Here is a 22,866-nt window from a genome sequence, read left to right as displayed (position 1 = left end):
CGGGTCAGTGCAGGATCAGGCCTGCGCCTCTGCCTCGGCGGTCTCCGCGGCCTCTGCCTCGGTCGGCGTGGCCTCGACCTCGAGCTCGATCTTGACCTTGTCGCCCACCAGGAAGCCGCCGGTCTCCATGGCAGCGTTCCAGGTGAGGCCGAAGTCCTTGCGGGAGATCTCGGTCGTCGCCGAGAAGCCGACCCGCCGGGCGCCGAAGGCGTCCACGACCCCGCCGTTGAACTCGGCCTGCAGCGCCACCGGTCGGGTCACCTCGTTGATGGTCAGGTCGCCCGTGACGGTGAACTCCTCCTCGGTGCCCTCGACGCCGGTGCTGAGGAAGGTCCAGGTGGGCTTGTTCTCGGCGTCCCAGAAGTCTGCCGAGCGCAGGTGCGCGTCGCGGCCCGCGTCGCCGGTGTTGATCGAGGCGGCGTCGATGGTGACCGTGACCGTGGAGCTGGCGAGATCCTCGGCAACGACGATCTGGCCCTCGAACCGCTCGAACTTGCCGCGGACCTTGGAGATGCCCGCGTGGCGGACGGTGAAGGCGACGTCGCTGTGCGCGGGGTCGACGGTGTAGGTGCCGGCGGGGATGGTCATGTAGTCCTCCAGGGATCGTGGCAGGTTCGCCAGATAGTTGACTCTTGAACTATATATGCTGGGCGCTGGGACCGGGCAAGAGGAGGTGCGTAGGTTGAGCACCACACTGGACCGAGCACCTGGGGTCGACCGCACCGCCCCGGCCCCCCGCCGTCGTCGGTGACCGCCGCGTCCCACCCGGACCGCACGGGAACCCGATGACGCGACGCAGGCAGCAGACGCAGGAGCAGGAGGACATGACCGCCCCGACGAGCGCCCCCCGCTGGCTCGACGCCGACCAGCAGCACAGCTGGCGGCAGTTCCTGCGCGGCTCGGCCCGGCTGATGGCCGACCTCAACCACGACCTGGTGGAGTCCGCCGGGCTGTCGATGAGCGAGTACGAGGTCCTCGTCCGGCTCTCCGAGGCCGAGGGCCGGACCATGCGCATGTCCGAGCTCGCCGAGGACCTGGTGCACTCCCGGTCCCGGCTCACCCACACCGTCCGGCGGATGGAGGCCGAGGGGCTGGTGGCCCGGAGCGCCTGCGCGAGCGACCGGCGCGGCATCAACGCCACCCTCACCCCGGCCGGGTTCGAGCGCCTGGCCGCCGCCGCGCCCGGCCACGTCGCGTCCGTCCGCGCCCGGCTCGTCGACCGGCTGACCGGCGCCCAGCTGCGGCAGCTGGGCGAGATCATGGCGACCTTCGTCGACGACCCGCCGGAAGCCGGCGGGGCGGTCTGAGCCCGACTCCTCGGCCCGGCTGGCCCGGTGCCCTCGGCCCGGCTGGCCCGGCGCCCCCGGCCCGGCGCCCGCCCCGCCGGCCCGCCGCGGCCCACCCGCCCAGGAACCTTTGCGACACTGAGGGCATGCAGAGCACCACCGTCCACCTCATGCGCCACGGCGAGGTGCACAACCCCGAGGGCGTCCTGTACGGCCGGATGTCGGGATTCCGGCTCTCCGACCGGGGCCAGCAGATGGTCGCCCGGGTCGCGCAGGTGCTCCGCGACGGCGGCCACGACGTCGCCGCGGTGACCGCCTCGCCGCTGCAGCGGGCCCAGGAGAGCGCCCGCCCGGCGGCGCAGGCCTTCGGCGTCGAGCTCGGCACCGACGAGCGGCTGATCGAGGCCGGCAACTACTTCGAGGGCATGGCGGTGAACCGCCACCGCAGCGTGCTGGCCCACCCCAGGTACTGGGTGCGGTACCGCAACCCCGCCCGGCCCAGCTGGGGCGAGCCCTACACCGAGATCGCCACCCGCATGCGCGCCGCCGTCGCCGCCGCCCTGACCCGGGCCGCCGGCCGCGAGGCGCTCCTGGTCAGCCACCAGCTGCCGATCTGGACCCTGCGCCGGCTCCTCGAGGGCCGGCCCTTCATGCACGACCCGCGCCGCCGCGAGTGCTCGCTCGCCTCGCTGACCACGCTCACCTTCGACGGGCGCCGCCTGGTCGGGCTGCGCTACTGGGAGCCGGCCGCGGGCCTCCTCCCGGGCGCCTCCGACATGGTCCCGGGCACCTCCGTGGCCGCCGAGAACGAGGGCGCCCGGTGACGGCGCGCCGGACGCGGGCGGCCGGCGCCGCGGCGCTGGTCGCCGTCGCCCTGCTCGCCGGCTGCGCCCCCGGCGGGACCACCAGCGCGGCGGGCGCCGCGGGCGCGGCCGACGCCGGCTACGTCGCCGGCGACGGGTCCTTCGCCACCTGGTCCGCCGCCGAGCGCGGGGACCCGGTCGCCCACACCGGCACCACCTACGACGGCGCCACCGTCGACCTCGCCGACTGGCGCGGCGACGTCGTCGTGCTGAACTTCTGGTACGCCGCCTGCCCGCCGTGCCGGGCCGAGGCGCCGGACCTGCGCGCGCTCGCCGAGGACTACGCGGACGCCGGCGTGCACGTCCTGGGCGTCAACCCGCGCGACGACGTCGGCGCCGCCCAGGCCTTCGAGCGGACCTTCGAGGTGCCCTACCCGTCCCTGCACGACGCCGACGCCGGCGCGGTGGCCGCCCTGGAGGGCGTCGTGCCGATGCAGGCGATGCCCTCCACCGTGGTCCTGGACCGGCAGGGCCGGGTGGCCGCCCGGATCCTCGGGCAGCTCGACCCGCAGGTGCTGCGCGGGCTGGTCGACGACGTCCTCGCCGAGGAGGCCTGAGCGCCGTGTGGGACCAGGTCGCCGACCTCTTCCAGCGCACCGTCGTCGACGGCGCCCTGATCGCCGCGGTGCCGGTGGCGGCGGTGGCCGGGCTGGTCTCCTTCGCCTCCCCGTGCGTCCTGCCCCTCCTGCCCGGCTACGTCGGCTACCTCGGCGGGATGGCCGGCGCCGGCGCGGGCGCCGGGACGGGGACGGCCGGCCCGCGCGGCGGGCGGCGGGGCGAGCAGGGGCGGCTGCTGGCCGGGGTGCTGCTCTTCGTCGCCGGGTTCACCGCGGTGTTCGTGCTGCTCTCGCTGGTGTTCGCGTGGGCGGGGGTGGCGCTGGCCGCGCACCTGGACCTCGTCCTGCGCGTCCTGGGGGTCCTCGTCATCCTCATGGGGCTGGCGTTCGTCGGCTACGTCCCCTTCCTCCAGCGCGACCGGCGCCTGCACCTGGCCCCGCGGGCCGGGCTGTGGGGCGCCCCGCTGCTCGGGGTCGCCTTCGGCCTCGGCTGGGCGCCGTGCATCGGCCCCACCCTCGCCGCGGTCCTCACCCTCGCCCTGGGCGGGGCCGACCCCGCCCGCGGGGTGATCCTGGCCGTGGCGTACTGCCTGGGCCTGGGCGTGCCGTTCGTGCTCGTCGCCCTGTTCTTCGCCCGCTCGGCCCGCATGCTGGGCTTCCTGCGCCGGCACCGGCGCACCGTCCAGCGGCTCGGCGGCGGCCTGCTCGTCCTGCTCGGGGTCGCGCTCGTCACCGGCTGGTGGTCGACGTTCTCGGCGTACCTCCAGGGCCTGGTGGCCGGCTTCGAGACGGTGGTGTGATGGCCCGGCGCGCGAACCCGTCCGACCCCACCCTCCTCAGCTCCAAGGACGAGGTCCGGGAGCGGGTCGGCCCCGACGACGGCGACCCCGACGACGGCGGCCCCGACGACGGCGCCGCGGCCGCGTCCACCGGGGCGCCCGGCCCGGCGGCTGGTGGCGGTGAGCCGACGGCTGCCCGGCCCGGCGCCGCGGGATCGACACCGGGCGCCCAGCCCGGTGACCCGGCCGACCCGGACGGTGCCAGGCCGGGCGACCCGGCCGACCGGGACGGCGCCCGGCCCGGCGACGGGGTCAGCCAGGCCGGCGCCCGGCCCGCCCCCGACGGCGCCCCCGCCGGCCCCACCCCCACCGCCCTCGGCGTGCGCGGCTGGCTGCGCTGGGCGTGGCGGCAGCTGACCAGCATGCGGGTGGCGCTGATGCTCCTGCTGCTGCTCGCCGTCGCCGCCCTGCCCGGCTCGGTGGTCCCGCAGGAGCCGCAGGACCCGGCAGCCGTCGCGACCTACCGCACCGACCACCCCGCCCTGGCGCCGTGGCTGGACCGGCTCGGGCTGTTCGACGTCTACGCCGCGCCGTGGTTCGCCGCCATCTACCTGCTGCTGTTCACCTCCCTGATCGGGTGCATCCTGCCGCGGATCGCGGTGCACGTGCGGGCGCTGCGGGCCCAGCCGCCTCGCGTGCCGCGCAGCTTCGGGCGCTTCGACGTCCGGGCCGAGCGCACGCTGGCCGAGCCGCCGGCCGCCGTCGAGCAGCGCGTACTGGTGGCGCTGCGGCACCGGTACCGCGCCGCCGTCACCCCCGACGGCATCACCGCCGAGCGGGGCTACCTGCGCGAGAGCGGGAACATCGTCTTCCACCTCTCCCTCGTCGGCGTGCTCGTGGCGCTCGCCGCCGGCCAGCTGCTCAGCTACCGCGGGCAGGCCGTGGTGGTGGAGGGGCAGTCCTTCGCCAACTCCGTCCTCGCCTACGACTCCTTCGACCCGGGCACCCTCTTCGCGCCCGACTCCCTCGAGCCGTTCACCTTCACCCTGGAGGAGTTCACCTCCGAGTTCACCGTCGACGCCCAGGCCCGGGACTTCGGCGCGCACGTGACCGTCACCGAGCCCGGCGGGACCACCCGGGAGGAGACCATCAGGGTCAACCACCCGATGAGCGCCGGCGGCGCGAACGTCTACCTCTCCGGCAACGGGTTCGCCCCCGAGCTCACCGTGCGCGACGGCGCCGGCCAGGTCGCGTTCGCCGGCGCGGTGCCGTTCATCCCGCAGGACGCCGTCTACACCTCCCGCGGCGTGGTGAAGGTCCCCGACGTCAGCCCCGGCCAGGACCAGCTCGGCCTCACCGGCGTGCTGCTGCCCACCGCCGTCGAGCTCCCGGACGGCTCGGCGCTGGCCTCGGCGCACCCGCAGCCGAACAACCCGGTGCTCGTGCTGACCCTGTGGGCCGGGGACCTCGGGCTCGACGACGGCGCCCCGCAGAACGTCTACGAGCTCGACACCGCCGGGCTGCGGCAGGTCTACGAGCCGGCCGAGGACGGCGCCCCCGGGTCCGCCGAGGGCGGGCAGACCCCGCTGACCCTGACCCTCGCCCCGGGCGAGACGGTCGAGCTGCCCGAGGGGCTCGGTTCGGTGACGTTCGAGGACCTGCCCCGGTTCGCCGCGCTGGACCTGCGGCACGACCCCTCCCTGCCCTACCTCCTCGGCTTCGCGATCGCCGCGATGCTGGGGCTGTTCGCCTCGCTGTTCGTGCCGCGCCGCCGGCTCTGGGTCCGGCTCGCGCCGGCCCCGGGCGGCGGCACGGCGTTGAGCGCCGCCGCGCTGGCCCGCGGCGATGACCCCGGGCTCGCCGCGGACCTGGACCGGGTGGTCTCGGCCGCCGGGACGCTGCGGCAGAATGACGACGGCGCCGCGGCCGGTGCCGGCGACCCCGCGGCGCCGGACCGGCGGGCGGCCGACCAGCGGTCGGCGGGACCGCCGCCGGCCGACCGGCCGCCGGCCGCAACACCGTCCGTCGACCCGACGGCGGCCCGCACGCCGTCGGCCGACCCACCGCCGGCCGACCCACCGCCGGCAGCCAGCACACCGCCGGCGGCCGGACCGTCGACCGCGCAGCAGGCCGGGGCAGACCCGGCGAAGGAAGGACCGTGATGCCCGAGAGCGAGCTCGGCCAGCTCAGCACCCTGCTGGTCTACGGCGCGATGGCGGCCTACGCCGTCGCGCTGCTGGCCTTCGCCACCGACCTGTCCGGGCTGCGCGACCGCGGCCCGGACGGCCGGCCACGGCGGGCCGCGGGCATCGGGATGGCCACCACCTGGGCCGGCCTGGCGCTGCACGTCGCCGGGGTGGTGCTGCGCGGCCTGGCCGCCGGCCGGGTGCCCTGGGCGAACATGTACGAGTTCACCATCGTCTTCACCGCGGTCGCCGTGCTGCTCTTCCTCCTCCTCCAGCGGGGGCGGGACCTGCGCTTCCTCGGCACGTTCGTGGTGGGGCCGGTGCTGCTCACCCTCGGCATCGCCGTGGCGGTGCTGTACGTGCGCGCCGACGGCGTGCAGCCGGCGCTGGACAGCTACTGGCTGGTCATCCACGTCTCCATCGCCACGCTCGCGGTGGGGGTGTTCGCGGTGTCCGCCGTGCTCTCGGCCGTCCAGCTCGTGCAGGAGCGGGCCGAGCTGCGCGGCAGCGCGGCGGCGGCAGAGCCGGCGCTGGTGGGGGCGGGCAGCGGCCCGGGCGCCCGGCCCGCCCCGGCCGGCCCGGGCGCCGCCCGGCAGGGCTGGCTGGGCCGTGTGCTTGCCGCGGTGCCGCCGTCCGCCGAGCTCGAGCGCCTCGCCTTCCGGCTCAACGCGGTCGGCTTCATGATGTGGACCTTCACCCTCATCGCGGGTGCGATCTGGGCCGAGCACGCCTGGGGCCGGCCGTGGGGCTGGGACCCCAAGGAGGTCTGGACGTTCGTCATCTGGGTGGTCTACGCGGCGTACCTGCACGCCCGCGCGACCCGTGGCTGGGAGGGCCGGCGCGCCGCGTACCTCTCGCTGTTCGGGTTCGCCTGCATCCTGGCGAACTACTTCCTCGTCAACCTGGTGTTCAACAGCCTGCACGCCTACAGCGGCATCGGCTGAGCCTGGCGCGGGGCGGTGCGCGCTGGTGCCGGGGTGTCGAGCGTGCTGGTTTCGGCCGCCGAACCGGGAGGGGTGAACGCGGACGACCACAAGCTTCGTCGTCGGCACCATCTCGGCCGGAGGGGTTCCGCGGAATCCTGCGGATCTGGGTCGGCGCTCAGGTGCCTCGAGGAGGACTTTGTGGTCGCTCACGAACACTCCCTGCGCAAGCAGGGTTGAGGCAGCGGAATCAGCAGGGCTGCGCAGCGCCGGCTCGGCCGACCGGCGCGAAGCCCGCTGCCCCCGCGCGAGCACAGGCGACCGGCGCCAGCACAGACGTCCGGCGCCAGTACAGGGGTCCGGCGCTGATGCAGGGGCCCGGCGCCGGACGAGCCGCCGGACGCGACCGTCTCAGCGTCGCGAGTCGGTGCGCTCCCACCCCCGCGCGGTGGCCCGGGAGCCGAGCTGGCCGGGCTTCCGGCTGCGGTAGACGATGTAGGGCCGCCAGAGGTAGCCGATCGGTGCGCTGAAGACGTGCACCAGCCGGGTGAAGGGCCACATCGCGAACAGCACCATCGCGGCCATCGCGTGCGCCTGGAACCCGATCGGCGCGTCGGCCATGAGCTCGTACTTGGGCTGGAAGTAGAAGATGCTGCGGTACCACTCCGAGACCCCGGTGCGGTAGTCGTAGTGCCCGCTGAGGTTGAGCACCGAGCCGGCCACGGTGTTCCACAGGCCCAGCAGGATCACCAGGCCGAGCATGAACCACATGGCCTTGTCCATCCGGGTGGTGGCGCTGAACACCGGCCCGACCGTGCGCCGTCGGTAGATCAGCAGCGCCGCGCCGACCAGGGTGCACACCCCCGCGACGCTGCCGATCCCGACGGCGAGCACGTGGTAGGCGTCCTCGGACAGGCCCACCGCGTCGGTCCAGCTCTTCGGGATGCCCAGGCCCATGACGTGGCCGAGGAAGACGGCGAGGATGCCGAAGTGGAACAGCGGGCTCGCCCAGCGCAGCAGCCGGCTCTCGTAGAGCTGGGAGGAGCGGGTGGTCCAGCCGAACTTGTCGTAGCGGTAGCGCCAGACGTGGCCCAGGACGAAGAAGGCCAGGGACACGTAGGGGATCACCACCCAGAGCATGATGTCCAGGACGTTCACGGCCGGCCTCCGTGGTGCGCGGGCGGGGTGGGCGGTGCGGTGACGGGCGGGCCGGGCGGTGCGGCCGGGGGCGGGCCCGACGGCGCCACGAGGGGCGAACCGTACGGCGCGGCCACCGGCGGGCCGGCCGGTGCGGTCATGGCCGGGCCGTACGGCTCCAGCCCGACCTCTTCCCCGGGCGGGCCCTCCGCCGCCAGCCTGAAGACCGCCTCCCGGTCCTCCCCGGCGAGCGGGGGCAGCGTGGCGCAGACGGCGGCGAGGGCGTCGGCGTAGGGGGAGCCGACGTCGAGCAGCGCCAGGCGCAGCAGCTCCACCCCGGCGCGGTGCTCGAGCAGCAGCCGGATGCCGGTCACCCGGTCCCCGGTCGCGGCGAACTCCAGCAGGACGCACAGGTGGTCGGGCAGCTCCTCGGCGGCGAGCTCCAGGCCCGCCGCCCGGTAGGCCTGCTTGAGCTCGACGAGCGCGACGCCCCGCTTCCGGGTGTCGCCGTAGGCGTAGTAGGTGAGGTACAGGCAGCAGCGGCGGCGGTGGTCGAAGGTCGCGACGTAGTCCGCCCGGAGCTGGCCCGGGTCCCCGCCGGCGAGGTGGCCGGCCAGCCGGGCCAGCGGCTCCCCCAGGTTCGGGGGCAGGCCGGCGACGGCGGCGCGCAGGTCGGGCAGGGCGGCCAGGACGTCGTCGTCGGGGTACTCCAGGAGCAGGGCCGCGACGCGGTGGACGAGGGCCGCCTCGTCGCCGGCGAGCCGCTGTGCCGTCCGGCGGCGCAGCACCCGGTTGGTCGAGATGAGCGCGGTCACGGCCGGGCCTCCGTACGGGTCCCGGCGCCCGCCGGGGTCACGGCGCGGGCCTCCGGCAGCGCGGTCACGGCTTGGGGTCCGTCTCGGCGTCCGGGTCGGTGCCCTCCATCAGCTCCGGGGCGCCGCGGGCACCACCGGGCTTGGGTGGGAACAGCCCCTGCGGGGCGCCCTTGCCGTCCCAGTTCAGCAGGTTCACCCGGCGGGCCTTGTCGGCCGGGTCGGTGGCGAACTCGGTGGTCTGCCGCTGCTTGAGCATCTGGAAGTTCTCCACCGCGACCGGGGTGGTCCCGCCCGAGCCCTCCCCGAACGGCCCCCAGCCGCCCATCCCCGGCCCGCCGTCGTAGTCCAGGCTGCACTCGGTGGCCAGCTCCTCCAGGCTGTGCGCCTGCTCGGCGTGCGCCGGCGGGATGACGTAGCGCTCGTCGTACTTGGCGATCGCCAGCAGCCGGTACATCTCCTGCATCGACCCGGCGTCCATCCCGACCGCCTCGGCGATGGTCGGGTCGGCCGGGCGGCCCATGTTGATGTCCCGCATGAACGAGCGCATCGCGGCCAGCCGCTTCAGGACCGCGGTGACCGGGGCGACGTCCCCGGCGGTGAACAGCTCGGCGAGGTACTCCACCGGGATGCGCAGGGAGTCGATGGCGGCGAAGAGGTTGTGCTTGTCCTCGGCGTCCTCCCCGGTCTCCTTGACGACGTCGACCACCGGGCTCAGCGGCGGGATGTACCAGACCATCGGCAGCGTCCGGTACTCCGGGTGCAGCGGCAGCGCCACCTCGTAGTCGTTGATCAGCCGCCAGATCGGCGAGCGCTGCGCGGCCTGGACCCAGTCGTGCGGGATGCCGGCCCGCTCGGCCTCGGCGACGACGGCCGGGTCGTTGGGGTCGAGGAAGACCTGCCGCTGGGCGGCCAGGAGCTCGCGGGGGTCCTCCACGCTCGCGGCCTCCAGCACCCGGTCGGCGTCGTAGAGGACCAGGCCGATGTACCGCAGCCGCCCCACGCAGGTCTCCGAGCAGACGGTGGGCAGGCCGACCTCGATGCGGGGGAAGCAGAAGGTGCACTTCTCCGCCTTGCCGGTGCGGTGGTTGAAGTACACCTTCTTGTACGGGCAGCCGGTGATGCACTTGCGCCACCCGCGGCAGGCGTCCTGGTCCACCAGGACGATGCCGTCCTCGGCCCGCTTGTAGATCGCCCCCGAGGGGCACGACGCCATGCATGAGGGGTTGAGGCAGTGCTCGCAGATCCGCGGCAGGTAGAACATGAAGGTCTCTTCGAACTCGAGCTTGACCTTGTCCGAGACCTGCTGCAGCACCGGGTCCGCCGGGGCGAGCTCGGGGGCGCCGGCGAGGTCGTCGTCCCAGTTCCCGCTCCACCGGATCTTGGTGTCCTCCCCGCTGATCAGGGACTTGGGCCGGGCGACCGGGGTGTGCTCCTGCAGCGGGGCGCTTGTGAGGTTCTCGTAGTCGTAGGTCCACGGCTCGTAGTAGTCGTCCAGGGCCGGCATCTTCGGGCTGGCGAAGATGGTCGCCAGGTTCTTCAGCCGCCCGCCCTGCTTCAGCCGCAGCCGCCCGTTGCGGGTCCGGGTCCAGCCGCCCTGCCAGCGCTCCTGGTCCTCGTAGGTGCGCGGGTAGCCCTGCCCGGGGCGGGTCTCGACGTTGTTGAACCAGACGTACTCCGTGCCGGTCCGGTTGGTCCACGCCTGCTTGCAGGTCACCGAGCAGGTGTGGCAGCCGATGCACTTGTCGAGGTTCATCACCATCGACATCTGGGCCATCACACGCATCAGTACTGCACCTCCTGGGAACGGCGGCGGATCCGGGTGACCTCGTCGCGCTGGTTGCCGGTGGGACCGGTGTAGTTGAACGCGTAGGACAGCTGGGCGTACCCGCCGATGAGATGGCTCGGCTTGATCAGCAGCCGGGTCAGGGAGTTGTGGATGCCGCCGCGCCGGCCCGAGGTCTCCGAGCGGGGCACGTCGATGAGCCGGTCCTGGGCGTGGTACATGTACGCCGTCCCCCGCGGCATCCGGTGGGAGACGATCGCCCGGGCGACGACGACGCCGTTGCGGTTGACCGCCTCGATCCAGTCGTTGTCCGCCACCTCGATCCGGGCGGCGTCCTCCTTGCTCAGCCAGATCGTCGGCCCGCCCCGGGACAGGCTCAGCATGAGCAGGTTGTCCTGGTACTCGGAGTGGATGGACCACTTGTTGTGCGGGGTCAGGTAGCGCACCGTGATGCCGAGCTCGTCGGTGGCGCCGATCTCCGGCTCGTCGAACAGGGCGGTCATGTTCAGCGGCGGCCGGAAGACCGGCAGCTGCTCGCCGAGCTCGGCCATCCAGTCGTGGTCGAGGTAGAAGTGCTGCCGCCCGGTCAGGGTGTGCCAGGGCTTGAGCCGCTCGACGTTGATGGTGAACGCCGAGTACCGCCGGCCGCCGTGCTCCGAGCCGGACCACTCCGGGGAGGTGATCACCGGCGTCGGCGCGGCCTGGGTGTCGGCGAAGGTGATCTGCCGGCCCTCCTGCTCGGCGGCCAGGTCCGCGAGCCGGGTCCCGGTGCGCTCCTCCAGGGTGCGGAAGCCCTGCGCGGCGAGGCGGCCGTTGGTGGTGCCGGACAGGGCCAGGATGGCCTCGCACATGTGCACGTCGCGGGCCAGCGTCGGGCGCCCGTCGGCCACCCCGCCGCGGACCGTGCCGTTCTTCGCCCGCAGGTACTCCACCTCCCGGCCGACCTGGAAGGTCACGCCCTTGGTGGTCTCGCCGAGGGTGTCCACCAGCGGGCCCAGCGCGGCCATCTTCTGGGCGACGGCGGGGTAGTCGCGCTCGACGACGACGAGCTTGGGCATGGTCTTGCCGGGCACCGGGTCGCACTCGCCGGCCTTCCAGTCCCGCACCCGCCCGCCGGGGTTGGCCAGCTCGTCGGCGGTGTCGTGGGCGAGGGGGACGGCCACGACGTCGCGGCGCACCCCGAGGTGCCGCTCGGCCAGCCGGCTGAACGCGGCCGCGATGCCGGCGAAGGCGTCGAAGTCGGTCCGGGACTGCCACGGCGGCGCGATCGCCGGGGAGAAGGAGTTGACGTAGGGGTGCATGTCGGTGCTGCTCAGGTCGTGCTTCTCGTACCAGGTGGCCGCCGGCAGCACGACGTCGGAGAAGATCGTGGTCGAGGTCATCCGGAAGTCCAGCGAGAGCAGCAGGTCGAGCTTGCCGGTGGGGGCCTCCTCGTGCCAGACCACGTCCTTGGGGCGGGCCTCCGGCGGCGCCTCGGTGGCCCGCACGTCGGAGTCGGTGCCGAGCAGGTGCTTGAGGAAGTACTCGTTGCCCTTCCCCGAACTGCCCAGCAGGTTGGCCCGCCACACGGTGAGCACCCGGGGGAAGTTCTCCGGGGCGTCGGGGTCCTCCGCGGCGAACCGCAGCCGGCCGGCGGCGAGCTCGCGGGGCACGTGTTCGCCGACCTCGAGCCCGGCCGCCGCGGCGTCGTCGGCGACGTCCAGGGGGTTGCGGTCGAAGGTGGGGTAGGACGGCATCCAGCCCATCCGGGCGGTCTGGGCCAGCACGTCGGCGGTGCTCTTGCCGGCCAGCTGGCCGCCCGCCGTCGCCGCGGCCAGGGTGTCGGCGCCGAAGGCGTCGTAGCGGTACTGGTCGGTGTGCAGGTACCAGTAGGCCGTCTGGATCATGTGCCGCGGCGGGCGGGACCAGTCCAGCGCGTTGGCCAGCTGGGTGTAGCCGGTGATCGGGCGGACCTTCTCCTGCCCGACGTAGTGCGCCCAGCCGCCGCCGTTGACGCCCTGGGACCCGGTGAGCGTGGTCAGGGTCAGGAAGGTCCGGTAGATCTGGTCGGAGTGGAACCAGTGGTTGGTGCCGGCGCCCATGATGATCATCGACCGGCCGCCGGACTCCTCGGCGTTGGCGGCGAACTCCCGCCCGATGCGCTCGGCCTTGGCGGCCGGCACGCCGGTGATGGCCTCCTGCCAGGCCGGGGTGCCCGGCTGGGTGGGGTCGTCGTAGCCGGTGGGCCACTGCCCGGGCAGGTCCGGGCGGGCCACGCCGTACTGGGCGAGCAGCAGGTCGAAGACGGTGGTGACCAGGTGCCCGGCCACCCGGCGGGCCGGGACGCCGCGGGCGACGGTGTCGGCGTGGCCGTCCGGGGCGTCGAACCGGGGCAGGGTGAGCGGGACCGGCTCGGCGCCGGCGCCGTGCAGGGTGAGCCGCGGGTCGACCTCGCCCAGGTCGAGGTTCCACCGGCCGGCGCCCTCCGGCCCGAACCGGAACCCCAGCGACCCGCCGGGCACCACCGGGGCGTCGGTGCCGGCGTCGATCAGGACGGTCTTGAAGTCGGCGTGCTCGGCGGTGAAGTCGGCGTGCTCCCCGGGCGCGCCGAGGTCGGCGGCGGTGAGGAACTTGCCCGGCACGTAGCCGCCGTCGCGCTCCTCCAGCCGGACCAGGAACGGCAGGTCGGTGTACCGCTTGACGTAGTCGGCGAAGTACGGGGCCTGTCGGTCGACGTAAGACTCCTTGAGGATCACGTGCCCCATCGCCATCGCCAGCGCCCCGTCGGTGCCGGGCTGGGCGGCCAGCCACTCGTCGGCGAACTTGACGTTGTCGGCGTAGTCGGGGGAGACGGCGACCACCTTCTGGCCGCGGTAGCGGGCCTCGGTCATCCAGTGCGCGTCCGGGGTGCGGGTCACCGGCAGGTTCGACCCCCACATGATCAGGTAGCCCGCGTCCCACCAGTCCCCGGACTCCGGCACATCGGTCTGGTCCCCGAAGACCTGCGGGGAGGCCACCGGCAGGTCGGCGTACCAGTCGTAGAAGGACAGCATGGCCCCGCCGATGAGGGAGTAGAACCGGGACCCGGCGGCGTGGGAGACCATCGACATCGCCGGGATCGGGGAGAAGCCGGCGATCCGGTCCGGGCCGTGCTCCTTGACGGTGTGCACGTGTGCGGCGGCGACCATCTCCGTCGCCTCCTCCCAGGTGGCGCGGACCAGGCCGCCCTTGCCGCGCTGGGACTTGTAGCGGCGGGCCCGCTCGGGGTCGTTCACGACGTCGGCCCAGGCCAGGACCGGGTCGTGCAGGCGGGCCTTGGCCTCCCGGTACATCTGCAGCAGCGAGCCGCGCACGTAGGGGTAGCGCACCCGGGTGGGGGAGTAGGTGTACCAGGAGAAGGCCGCGCCGCGGGGGCAGCCGCGGGGCTCGTACTCCGGGCGGTCCGGCCCGACCGAGGGGTAGTCGGTCTGCTGGGACTCCCAGGTGATGATGCCGTCCTTGACGTAGACCTTCCACGAGCAGGACCCGGTGCAGTTCACCCCGTGGGTGGAGCGGACGACCTTGTCGTGGCTCCACCGGTCCCGGTAGAAGGTGTCCGCGTCCCGCCCGCCGACCTCGTACAGGCTGCGCAGGTCCGGCGAGACGGCCGTCGGCCGCAGCAGCCGCCGGGTGCGCAGCAGGGCCTCGGTGACCGGCCCGTCCAGGCCCGGCCCGTCCAGGCCCGGCCCGTCCTCGCCCTGCCCCGCCGGTGCTGGTCCGGCCGTTCGCGGTTCGGTGGTCATCGGGTCCTCTTCTCTTCGCGGGGGCCGGGCGGGGGCTCCGGGCGGTCGGGCGGCGGCTGGGGGTGGGTCGGCGGGTTCGGGGTTCGGTGGGCGGCGGCTGGCCGGTCAGCCGCGGGTGGCGCGGCGCACCGGCCACCAGGTGAAGGCGGCGACGGCCAGCGCGCTGGCGGCGAGCAGGAGGAAGCCGATCGTGTAGCGCCCGGTCGCGCCGTAGACCGCCCCCATCACCAGGGGCGGGAAGAAGCCGCCGAGGCCGCCGGCGGCGCCGACGACGCCCGTCACCGCGCCAACCATGCCGGCCGGGGCGAGCCGGGAGACCAGCGCGAACGTCGCGCCGGAGCCGGCGCCCAGGACGGCGGCCAGCCCGAGGAAGGCGACCGTGCCGGCGGGCAGGAGCTCGAGCCGGGCCGCGGCGAGCAGCGCCAGCGCGCCGCCGACCACGAAGCAGATGGTCAGGACCGGGACCGGGTGCCAACGGTCGGACAGCCAGCCGCCGATGGGTCGCATGACGACGGCGAGCACGACGAACCCGGCGGTGCGGAGGGCGGCGTCGGAGCGGGTCAGGTCGTAGTCGTTGACCAGGTAGGTGGGCAGGTAGACGGAGAAGGCCACGAACCCGCCGAAGGCGAGGGCGTAGAGCAGGGACAGCTGCCAGGTGGCGCCCACCCGCACCGCCTGCGCCGTCCCGGCGAACGGGGAGCCGGTCGGCGTCGGCCGGCCCGGGGCGTCGCGGAGCAGCACCCAGGCGACGACGGCGTAGACGGCCAGGACGACGGCGACGAGCAGGAACGGGGCGGGCCGGCCGTAGGCGTCGGCGATGTCGACGGTGGTGAAGGCGGCGACGGCGGTGCCGGCGGTGCCCATGCCGAACAGCCCCAGCGCGGTGCCGCGGCGCTCCGGGCGGAACCAGGCGTTGACGAACGGGACCCCGATGGCGAAGGTCGTGCCGCCCAGGCCGAGGAAGAAGCCCCCGAGGATGAGCATCGCGAAGCTGTTGGCCACCAGGCCGACGAACAGGACCGGGAGGATGGTCGCCGCGGTGACGAGGGGGAACATGACCCGGGCACCGAAGCGGTCGGTCAGGGCGCCCACCGGGATGCGGCCCAACGACCCGACGATCACGGGGACGGCGACAGCGACGGAGACCTGGACGGGCGTCAGGTCCAGCTCCGCGCCGTAGGTCGAGCCGAGCGGTCCGATCAGGGACCAGGCCCAGAAGTTCAGCAGGAACCCGACGGTGGCCAGGACCAGCATCAGCGTCTGGCGGCCGGTGTCCTCGGTGGCGGGGGGCGAAGCCGTCCGCCCGGCAGATGGTCGCGGCAACGGGACCTCCCAAGTTTTGAGGTGCATCCGGCCGGTATTAGCCCGGTCAAGCGCGACAGTAGCAGCGACCCGCGCGTCGGCGCAGGTCGTCGGCCGTGGATATTCCGTGCATATTCGGGGGCGTTGGGCGGCGGATGATGCGCTCGTCGTTGCTGCGCTCCGCCGCGACGCTTGTCGTATACCCGGAGCGTGGAGGGCTGACGAGCTCGTTGCCGCGGGAGTCGTGCTGCGCTAGCGTCGGGTCAGGCGCTGTCCCGCGCCCAACCTCGGTTCCGGTGCTCACGCCACCGGCCCAGCGGAGGCAAAGGGGCTCTCGAACCCTCGGTATGCTGGTCGGTGTTGTCCTTTTCCGGTGGACGTCGCGAGCGTGAGTCGAGGCGGTTCTGCCGTGGGAAAGGAACAACCTGATGACCGCAAACCGGTCCTTCGAGCGCCTGGTCCGCGCGCGCATGGGCAAGACCGGCGAGAGCTATACCGCCGCCCGCGCCGTCCTGCTGGCCGCCACAGAATTGCCCGGTGGTGATGGGGCTCCTGCGCTGGCCACGTCGGAGCGAACCGGCCGCGGCTGGGAAGAGTGGTTCGACCTGCTCGATGACGAAGTGGCCGACAAGCCGCACCGCGAGATCGCCCGATGGCTGGCCGACCTGCTCGAGCTCCACCCCCTGGCCTGGAACGTCCAGGCCATCGCCGGCAGCTACGAGCGCGCACGCCCCGGCCGCGCCGTGGGTGAGCACGCCGACGGGTTCTCGGTCTCGGCATCGAGGACGATCGCGGTTCCTGTGGAGGAGCTGTTCGAGGCGTTCGTCGACCCCAGCGCCCGTGAGCGCTGGATACCTGGGGTGACGCTCGCCGAGCGGAAGGCCACACCACCCACGGCCGCCCACTTCGACTGGGCGGACGGCTGATCGCGCCTCCACCTGAGCCTTGCGGCGAAGGCGAGGGCGAAGACCACCGTCACCGTTGAGCGCGCCCGGCTGCAGGATGCCGAGCAGGCGGGCGAGATGAAGCAGTGGTGGCGGGACCGCCTCGCGGCTCTCAAGGCCACGCCGGAAGGTGAGGTCCGCTGATGCCCGCGATCAACGTGGCCGCGGTGCTCGTCTCGGCAGCCGCCTCCGTCGTCGGGAGCACAGCGTGGTACGGCCTGCTCGGCGCCCGGATGGTCAGCCTTCAGCAGCGCTGGCGCGGTCGCTCGGGCGCGCAGCAGCCGGCCCCGGCCGGGCAGCTGGCCGTCGCGGCAGCGACGTCGATCGTGCTGGCCCTGTGCGTGGCGATCCTCGTCGGGCTGACCGAGACCACCGGTGTTCTCCCTCTCCTCGGGTTGGCGGCGCTGCTCTGGGTGGGCTTCGTGCTGACCCAGTGGGCCAGCTCCCTCATGGGCGAGCAGGTGCCGGTCGCTCTGGCGGCCATCCATGCCGGCGACTGGCTGGTGCACCTCGTGGTCATCACTCTCATCGTCGGGACGTGGCGCTAGCGGTGAGCTCGGTGCGCGACTCCGGGCGACGCCTCGCCATCTCGCGCTGCGCCCTTGCCGCTTCTCAGCAGCCACGACCGCGGCGCACGGGTACCCGTCGACGCGATTCAGGCCGAGTGCGTCGGACCGGGACTGTTGCCGGCCGTCCCGTCCTCGTCCGTCCCGTCGGCGGGTGTGCCTTCGTCGTCGGCGCCGGTGCCGGGCTTGCCCTTGTCGGGCGAGCTGTCGGCGTGCGGACCCCGTGAGCCCGGGGCGGTCGAGCCGCGGCCGGTCGAGCCGCGGCCGGTCGAGCCACGCCGCGGGGCGGGAGGGTCGCCCGCGCCGGGCGCCTGGTCCGGCGACTGTGCCGGCCCCACCTCCCGGGCGCGCTCCCGCTGGGCGCGGCGCGCGTCCTCGGCGAGGCGGCGGAGGAACTCCGGGTCGTCGTCGGGGGCCGCCGGGCCGGTCGGCCGCGGGGCGCGGGGGATCTCGCTGCTCCACAGCCCCGGCCGACTCCGGGGCGCCTGCTCGGTGGCGAGCGTGCCGGCCACCCGGCTGACCACGATCCACGCCAGCGCCCCGACGGCGGGGAAGACGACGATGAGGATGATCCAGACGATCTTGGGGATGCCGGCCGGCATCGACCTGTCCGGGGTGCGCGCGCAGTCGATCAGCGCGTACACCACCAGCGCCACGAGGAGGACCACGGGCAGGATGCGGGCCATGCCTTCAGGGTACGTCGTCCCCTGCGGGCCCGGGGAAAGGGCTGTGGGCGCCTGGGGTCGGGCCGTCGTGCGGGCGGAGGGGACCCGGGGAGGCGCGCCCGGCGCGCCGTACCCTGATCCCGTGCGCCTCCTCGTCTACACGCTGCTCCGGCTGGTCATGATCCTGGCCGCCGCGGGGGTGCTGTACCTCCTCGGGCTGCGCTCCTGGGCGCTCTGGCTCCTCGCCGTCGTCGTCGGCGCCATGCTCTCCTTCCTCGTGCTGCGCCCGCAGCGGGACGCCGCCGCCGAGGTCCTCGCCCGGCACGACCCCTTCCGGGAGGAGCACCGGCCGCGGTTCTCCGACGCCGTCCAGGGCGACGCCGCGCACGAGGACGCGCTGGTGGACGCGGCCGAGCGGCCCGGCGCCGAGGGCGGGCCCGCTGGCAGGGCCGGTCAGCCCGCCGCCGAGCATCCCGCCGCCGGGCAGGCCGCCGACGGGCAGACCGCCGCCGGGCATGTCGTCGCCGCGCCCGACTCGGCGGAGGCGCCGACCCGGGCCGGCTCGTCCGCCAGGGACGCGGACCGGCAGGCCGATGCGGGGGGCACCCCCGGGCAGCGGGGCTCCGACCGTCGAGCCCCGTGAGGGCCGCGGCCGCTGACGGCCGGCCGCTGACGGCCGGCCGCCGACCGCTGGCCTGGGCCGCCGTCGGCCACGCCCGCCGTCAGAGCGCCAGGCCCACCCCGAGCAGGACGCCGAAGGCCAGCTCCAGCAGCCCGGTGTCCCGCAGCACCACGATGAGGTCCCGGCCGCCGGCCCCGCCGAGCACGGTCCGGGCCAGCCGCACGACCCAGGGCACGAGCGCCAGCACCAGCAACGACCACGGGGACGCCAGCGCGCACAGCGCGCCGAGCGCCACCGGCAGGCCGACCATGGCGACGTACGCCCGGCGGGCCCGGCGGTCCCCGAGGCGCACCGCCAGCGTCATCTTGCCGACCGCCGCGTCGGTGGGCAGGTCGCGGACGTTGTTGACCATGAGCAGCGCGCAGGCGACGAGCCCCACCCCGGCGGCGCCGGCCCACGCCGTCCACGGCAGCGACTCGGCCTGGGTCCAGACCGTGCCCAGCGTCGCCAGCAGGCCGAAGAAGAGGAACACGCCGACCTCGCCCAGCCCGAGGTAGCCGTAGGGGTGCCGCCCGCCGGTGTAGCCCCAGGCGGCCAGGATCGCCAGCACCCCCGCGGCCAGCAGCCACCACGAGCCGGACAGCGCGACGAGCACCAGGCCGAGGCCGGCGCCGACGGCGAAGCTGAGGAACGCGGCCCGGCGCACGGTGGCCGGGGTCGCCTTGCCCCCGCCGGTCAGCCGGGGCGGGCCGGTCCGGACGTCGTCGGTGCCCCGCACACCGTCGGAGTAGTCGTTCGCGAAGTTCACCCCGACCTGGAGGGCGAGCGCGACGCCGGCGGCGAGCAGCGCCCGCGGCAGTGACGCCGCGCCGAGCCCGGCGGCCGCGCCGGTCCCCAGCACCACCGGTGACACCGCGGCGGGCAGGGTGCGGACGCGGGCGCCCTCGAGCCAGTCCGCCAGGGTCGCCATGGTCCTCCGTCCGCTCCGGCAGGGCAGGCCGGGCGCGGCACCTCCGCGCCGCGCCGGCGCACCTCTGGGGCACGCCGCGCAGGAGCGCCGATCAGGATAGCCGCGCGGCGCCGTCGCCGGTGTCCACCTGCTCGGCCCCGGTCACCCGCTCGATCCCGGTCACCCGCTCGCTCCCGGTCGCCGTCGTCGGCCCCGTCCCGGGCGCCGTCGGCCCGGTCCCGGCCGCCGTCGGCACGGTGCCGGCCAGCGCCGCGGCGGCGAGCCGGGCGGCGGCGAGCCGGTCCACCTTGCCCGGGCCGCGCAGCGGCAGCTCCGGCACGACGACGAGGGCGCGCGGGGCGTGCGCCGGGCCCAGCGCGCGGCGCACCCGGGCCCGCAGCTCGGCCAGCGGCGGCGCCGGTCGGGGCCCGGCGGCGAGGACCGCGGTGACGACCTGGCCCCACTCCGGGTCCGGCACGCCCACCACGACCGCCTCGCCGACCTCACCCAGCACCCGTTCCACGGCGGCGGGGGAGACCTTCACCCCGCCGGTGTTGATGACGTCGTCCACCCGGCCCAGTACCCGCAGCCGGCCGTCGACGACCTCACCCCGGTCCGCGGTCAGCAGCCAGCGCTCGCCGCCGCGGGTGATGAAGGCGGCGGCGTCGGCCGCGCCGTCGTCCAGGTACCCGGCGGCCAGCATCGGCCCGCCGAGCAGGACCCGCCCGTCCGCGGCCACGTCCACCCGGGCGCCGGGCAGCGGCGTGCCGTCGTAGACGCACCCGCCGCCGGTCTCGGTCATGCCGTAGGTGGTGACCACCGGCAGCCCCGCGGCCCGGGCCCGCTCGACCAGGGCCGGCGTCGCGGCCGCCCCGCCGAGGAGCACCGCGGCGAGGCGCCGCAGCGGGCGCACCGCCGCCGGCCCGGCGTCGAGCACCCGGACCAGCTGGGTGGGCACCAGCGAGAGGTACCCGGGCCGGTCCGTGCGCAGCCCGCCGGCCGCCTCGGCGAGCCGCAGCGGGTCGAACCCGTCGGTGGTGTCCAGCACCACCGGGTCGGTGCCGGCCAGGACCGACCGCACCAGCACCTGCAGCCCGGCGACGTGGTGGGCCGGCAGGGCGAGCAGCCACTGCCCGGGCCCGGCGAGCCGGGCCTCGGTGGCCCGGGCGGAAGCGGTCAGGGCCTCGGCGGTCAGCGCCACCAGGTGCCCGGTGCCGGTGGTGGAGCCGGAGGTGGCCAGCACGACGGCGGTGCCCGGCGGGACGGGCCGGCGCACCCGGGCGCGGACGTCCGGGGCGGCGGCGCCCGGGGCGTGCGGCAGCAGCACCTCGCGGCCGGGGCCGGCGAGCCGGCGGCGCAGGGCGGCCAGCAGGTCGGCGACGGCGCCCGGCGCGGTGCCGCCGGGCAGCGGCCGCCAGTCGGTGGTCTCGGCGGGCTCGCCCGCGGGTGCGCCGGGCTGGGCGGCGGGCACGGCGGGCTGGGCTCCGGGTGCCGGCGGCCCGTCCTCGGGCGATGCCAGGCCGGCCCCGGGCACAGCGGACTCTCCGTCAGGTGCGTCGGGGGTGGCGGTCACGGCCCCAGGGTAGGTCGGCGCCGTCGCCCGGCCGTCAGCGCCGCCGCCGATCCGTATCACCGGCCGCGAGCCGGCGGTCCCGCGCACCTCAGCGGCAGCTCTAGGAGGCAGGAGCGGGACCGCCCGCCGTCGGGACGTCAGTAGTAGTACGGGAAGCGCGACCAGTCCGGGTCGCGCCGCTCGAGGAAGGCGTCCCGGCCCTCCACCGCCTCGTCGGTCATGTAGGCCAGCCGGGTGGCCTCGCCGGCGAAGACCTGCTGGCCGGCCAGGCCGTCGTCGGCCAGGTTGAAGCCGAACTTGAGCATCCGGATCGCCTGCGGGGACTTGGCCGCGACGGTGCGGGCGTACTCCAGCGCCAGGTCCTCCAGCCGCTCGTGGTCGGTGACCTCGTTGACCACGCCCCACCGCTCGGCGTCGGCGGCGGAGTACTCCCGGGCCAGGAAGAAGATCTCCCGTGCCCGCTTGTCCCCGACCTGCCGGGCGAGGAGCGCCGAGCCGTAGCCGGCGTCGAAGGACCCGACGTCGGCGTCGGTCTGCTTGAACCGGGCGTGCTGGCGGGAGGCGACGGACAGGTCGCACACCACGTTCAGGCTGTGCCCGCCGCCGGCCGCCCACCCGCCGACCGCGGCGATGACCACCTTGGGCATGGTGCGGATGAGGCGCTGGACCTCCAGGATGTGCAGCCGCCCGGCCCGGGCCGGGTCGACCTGCTCGCGGCGCCGCTCCGACGGCGCCGCGGCGTCCGCCCCGGCCGTCTCGTACCGGTACCCGTCCCGGCCGCGGATGCGCTGGTCCCCGCCGGAGCAGAACGCCCAGCCGCCGTCCTTCGGGCTCGGGCCGTTGCCGGTGAGGATCACGGCGGCGACGTCGGGGGTCATCCGGGCGTGGTCCAGGGCCCGGTAGAGCTCGTCGACGGTGTGCGGCCGGAAGGCGTTGCGCACCTCCGGCCGGTCGAACGCGACCCGCACGACCGGCAGGTCGCGCTCGCCGTCGGCCGACCGGGACACGCCCCGGTGGTAGGTGATGTCGGTGAAGGCGAAGCCCTCGACGTCCCGCCAGCGGGACGGGTCGAACGTCGCCGAGACGCGGGCGGGCAGGTCGGTCACGGCCCTCACCCTACGGCGGTGGCCCGACCACCCCGGTCCCTATCCTTGGCTGGTGCCCTCGCTCGTCCCGGCCCCAGCCGCGGTCTACTCCGTCCCGCTCCGCACTCGGTTCCGGGGGCTGACCGTCCGTGACGGTGCCCTGCTGCGGGGCGACGCCGGCTGGGGGGAGGTCTCCCCGTTCTGGGACTACGACGCCGCCGAGTCCGCGGCCTGGCTGCGCGCCGGGCTGGAGGCCGCCGAGGAGGGCTGGCCGGACCCGGTGCGCAGCACCGTCCCGGTCAACGTCACGGTGCCCGCCGTCGGCCCGGAGCAGGCGGCCCAGATCGTCGCCGGCTCCGGCGGCTGCACGACGGCGAAGGTCAAGGTGGCCGAGACCGGCCAGTCCCTGGCCGCCGAGCAGGCCCGGCTGGAGGCCGTCCGCGACGCCCTGGGTCCCGGCGGCCGGGTGCGCATCGACGCCAACGGCGGCTGGGACCTAGACACCGCCGTCGCCCGGCTGCCGCTCCTCGACCGGGCCGCCGGCGGGCTGGAGTACGCCGAGCAGCCGTGCGCCGCCGTCGCCGACCTCGCCGCGGTCCGCCGGCGCACCAACGTGCCGGTCGCCGCGGACGAGTCCATCCGCCGCGCTGCCGACCCGCTGGCCGTGCGCCGGGCGGAGGCCGCCGACGTCGTCGTGCTCAAGGTCCAGCCGCTCGGCGGGGTGCGCGCCTGCCTGCGGCTGGCCGAGGAGCTCGGGCTGCCGGTCGTCGTCAGCTCCGCGCTGGAGACGTCGGTGGGGATCGCCGCCGGGGTGGCGCTGGCCGCCGCGCTGCCCGAGCTGCCGTACGCGTGCGGCCTGGCCACGGTCCACCTCCTGGCCCGCGACGCCGTGGCCGACCCGCTGCTGCCTACCGGTGGCGTCATCGAGGTGCGGCGCCCGGCCCCAGACCCGGCGACGCTGGCCGCCGTCGCGGCCCCGGCCGACGTCGCGGCCCGCTGGCGCGACCGGCTCGACGCCATGGCCGGTCACCTGGCGGCCGCCCGGTGACCGGGCCGTCCAGCGCGACCGA

Annotated in this window: 20 protein-coding genes; 10 read left to right on the top strand and 10 right to left on the bottom strand. The window is 75.2% G+C overall.

Annotation, left to right across the window (positions count from 1 at the left end):
* Positions 1 to 15: 15 nt before the first annotated feature.
* A complete protein-coding gene (locus MF406_RS16320; protein WP_242895671.1) occupies positions 16 to 588 on the bottom strand; it encodes a YceI family protein in 573 nt (190 codons plus the stop codon).
* 197 nt (positions 589 to 785) lie between these two features.
* Between MF406_RS16320 and MF406_RS16315 the strand changes: the two genes are divergently transcribed.
* From MF406_RS16315 to ccsB, 6 genes are all read left to right on the top strand, one after another.
* The gene (locus tag MF406_RS16315; RefSeq protein WP_371744530.1) at positions 786 to 1,307 is read left to right on the top strand and encodes a MarR family winged helix-turn-helix transcriptional regulator; all 522 of its coding nucleotides are present in this window, start codon (positions 786 to 788) and stop codon (positions 1,305 to 1,307) included.
* A 125-nt stretch (positions 1,308 to 1,432) separates the two neighbouring features.
* On the top strand, positions 1,433 to 2,110 hold the full coding sequence (locus MF406_RS16310; protein ID WP_242895670.1) for a histidine phosphatase family protein: 678 nt from the start codon (positions 1,433 to 1,435) through the stop codon (positions 2,108 to 2,110).
* Positions 2,107 to 2,706, top strand: a complete 600-nt coding sequence (locus MF406_RS16305; RefSeq protein WP_242895669.1) for a TlpA disulfide reductase family protein — start codon at positions 2,107 to 2,109, stop codon at positions 2,704 to 2,706. The genes MF406_RS16310 and MF406_RS16305 overlap by 4 nt, the downstream gene beginning before the upstream one ends.
* Positions 2,703 to 3,506, top strand: coding sequence for a cytochrome c biogenesis CcdA family protein (locus MF406_RS16300; protein WP_371744674.1), 804 nt, complete (start codon positions 2,703 to 2,705; stop codon positions 3,504 to 3,506). Before MF406_RS16305 ends, MF406_RS16300 begins: the two co-directional genes overlap by 4 nt.
* Entirely contained in the window at positions 3,506 to 5,647 is a 2,142-nt protein-coding gene (locus MF406_RS16295; protein ID WP_371744529.1) for a cytochrome c biogenesis protein ResB, read from the top strand. The genes MF406_RS16300 and MF406_RS16295 overlap by 1 nt, the downstream gene beginning before the upstream one ends.
* The gene (gene ccsB / locus MF406_RS16290) at positions 5,647 to 6,615 is read left to right on the top strand and encodes a c-type cytochrome biogenesis protein CcsB (protein ID WP_242897844.1); all 969 of its coding nucleotides are present in this window, start codon (positions 5,647 to 5,649) and stop codon (positions 6,613 to 6,615) included. The genes MF406_RS16295 and ccsB overlap by 1 nt, the downstream gene beginning before the upstream one ends.
* A 390-nt stretch (positions 6,616 to 7,005) precedes the next feature.
* On the opposite strand, the gene narI is transcribed toward ccsB, so the two are convergent.
* The 5 genes from narI to MF406_RS16265 form a co-directional block, all read right to left on the bottom strand.
* A complete protein-coding gene (narI, locus tag MF406_RS16285) occupies positions 7,006 to 7,743 on the bottom strand; it encodes a respiratory nitrate reductase subunit gamma (protein ID WP_242897843.1) in 738 nt (245 codons plus the stop codon).
* Between the two features lie 5 nt (positions 7,744 to 7,748).
* Positions 7,749 to 8,546 (bottom strand): nitrate reductase molybdenum cofactor assembly chaperone, encoded by a 798-nt coding sequence (gene narJ, locus MF406_RS16280; protein ID WP_242895667.1) that lies wholly within the window; start codon positions 8,544 to 8,546, stop codon positions 7,749 to 7,751.
* Positions 8,547 to 8,610: 64 nt separating this feature from the next.
* Positions 8,611 to 10,329, bottom strand: a complete 1,719-nt coding sequence (gene narH, locus MF406_RS16275) for a nitrate reductase subunit beta (RefSeq protein WP_242895666.1) — start codon at positions 10,327 to 10,329, stop codon at positions 8,611 to 8,613.
* The gene (locus tag MF406_RS16270; protein ID WP_242895665.1) at positions 10,329 to 14,090 is read right to left on the bottom strand and encodes a nitrate reductase subunit alpha; all 3,762 of its coding nucleotides are present in this window, start codon (positions 14,088 to 14,090) and stop codon (positions 10,329 to 10,331) included. The genes narH and MF406_RS16270 overlap by 1 nt, the downstream gene beginning before the upstream one ends.
* 105 nt (positions 14,091 to 14,195) lie before the next feature.
* A complete protein-coding gene (locus tag MF406_RS16265) occupies positions 14,196 to 15,344 on the bottom strand; it encodes a nitrate/nitrite transporter (protein WP_242895664.1) in 1,149 nt (382 codons plus the stop codon).
* 476 nt (positions 15,345 to 15,820) lie between these two features.
* On the opposite strand from MF406_RS16265, the gene MF406_RS16260 reads away from it, so the two are divergent.
* Both MF406_RS16260 and MF406_RS16255 read left to right on the top strand, forming a co-directional pair.
* Positions 15,821 to 16,318, top strand: a complete 498-nt coding sequence (locus MF406_RS16260) for a hypothetical protein (RefSeq protein WP_242895663.1) — start codon at positions 15,821 to 15,823, stop codon at positions 16,316 to 16,318.
* 161 nt (positions 16,319 to 16,479) lie between these two features.
* A complete protein-coding gene (locus MF406_RS16255) occupies positions 16,480 to 16,884 on the top strand; it encodes a DUF1761 domain-containing protein (protein ID WP_242895662.1) in 405 nt (134 codons plus the stop codon).
* 107 nt (positions 16,885 to 16,991) lie between these two features.
* Here the strand turns inward: MF406_RS16255 and MF406_RS16250 are convergent, their stop codons facing one another.
* On the bottom strand, positions 16,992 to 17,588 hold the full coding sequence (locus MF406_RS16250; RefSeq protein WP_242895661.1) for a PLD nuclease N-terminal domain-containing protein: 597 nt from the start codon (positions 17,586 to 17,588) through the stop codon (positions 16,992 to 16,994).
* Positions 17,589 to 17,709: 121 nt separating this feature from the next.
* On the opposite strand from MF406_RS16250, the gene MF406_RS16245 reads away from it, so the two are divergent.
* Positions 17,710 to 18,210: a DUF4229 domain-containing protein gene (locus MF406_RS16245; RefSeq protein WP_242895660.1), complete on the top strand. Its 501-nt coding sequence runs from the start codon at positions 17,710 to 17,712 to the stop codon at positions 18,208 to 18,210.
* Positions 18,211 to 18,289: 79 nt separating this feature from the next.
* On the opposite strand, the gene MF406_RS16240 is transcribed toward MF406_RS16245, so the two are convergent.
* The 3 genes from MF406_RS16240 to MF406_RS16230 all read right to left on the bottom strand — a co-directional run bounded on the left by MF406_RS16240 (position 18,290) and on the right by MF406_RS16230 (position 21,817).
* The gene (locus tag MF406_RS16240) at positions 18,290 to 19,159 is read right to left on the bottom strand and encodes a 1,4-dihydroxy-2-naphthoate polyprenyltransferase (protein WP_242895659.1); all 870 of its coding nucleotides are present in this window, start codon (positions 19,157 to 19,159) and stop codon (positions 18,290 to 18,292) included.
* Positions 19,160 to 19,250: 91 nt separating this feature from the next.
* The gene (menE, locus tag MF406_RS16235; protein WP_242895658.1) at positions 19,251 to 20,711 is read right to left on the bottom strand and encodes an o-succinylbenzoate--CoA ligase; all 1,461 of its coding nucleotides are present in this window, start codon (positions 20,709 to 20,711) and stop codon (positions 19,251 to 19,253) included.
* Between the two features lie 137 nt (positions 20,712 to 20,848).
* Entirely contained in the window at positions 20,849 to 21,817 is a 969-nt protein-coding gene (locus tag MF406_RS16230) for a 1,4-dihydroxy-2-naphthoyl-CoA synthase (RefSeq protein WP_242895657.1), read from the bottom strand.
* 52 nt (positions 21,818 to 21,869) lie between these two features.
* On the opposite strand from MF406_RS16230, the gene MF406_RS16225 reads away from it, so the two are divergent.
* Positions 21,870 to 22,844 (top strand): o-succinylbenzoate synthase, encoded by a 975-nt coding sequence (locus tag MF406_RS16225; protein ID WP_242895656.1) that lies wholly within the window; start codon positions 21,870 to 21,872, stop codon positions 22,842 to 22,844.
* Positions 22,845 to 22,866 lie beyond the last annotated feature (22 nt).

The sequence above is a fragment of the Georgenia sp. TF02-10 genome (assembly GCF_022759505.1).
Taxonomy (GTDB): Bacteria; Actinomycetota; Actinomycetes; order Actinomycetales; family Actinomycetaceae; genus TF02-10.
Note: the sequence above shows the minus strand (reverse complement) of the source record. Positions and strands in the feature narration are given on the sequence as shown.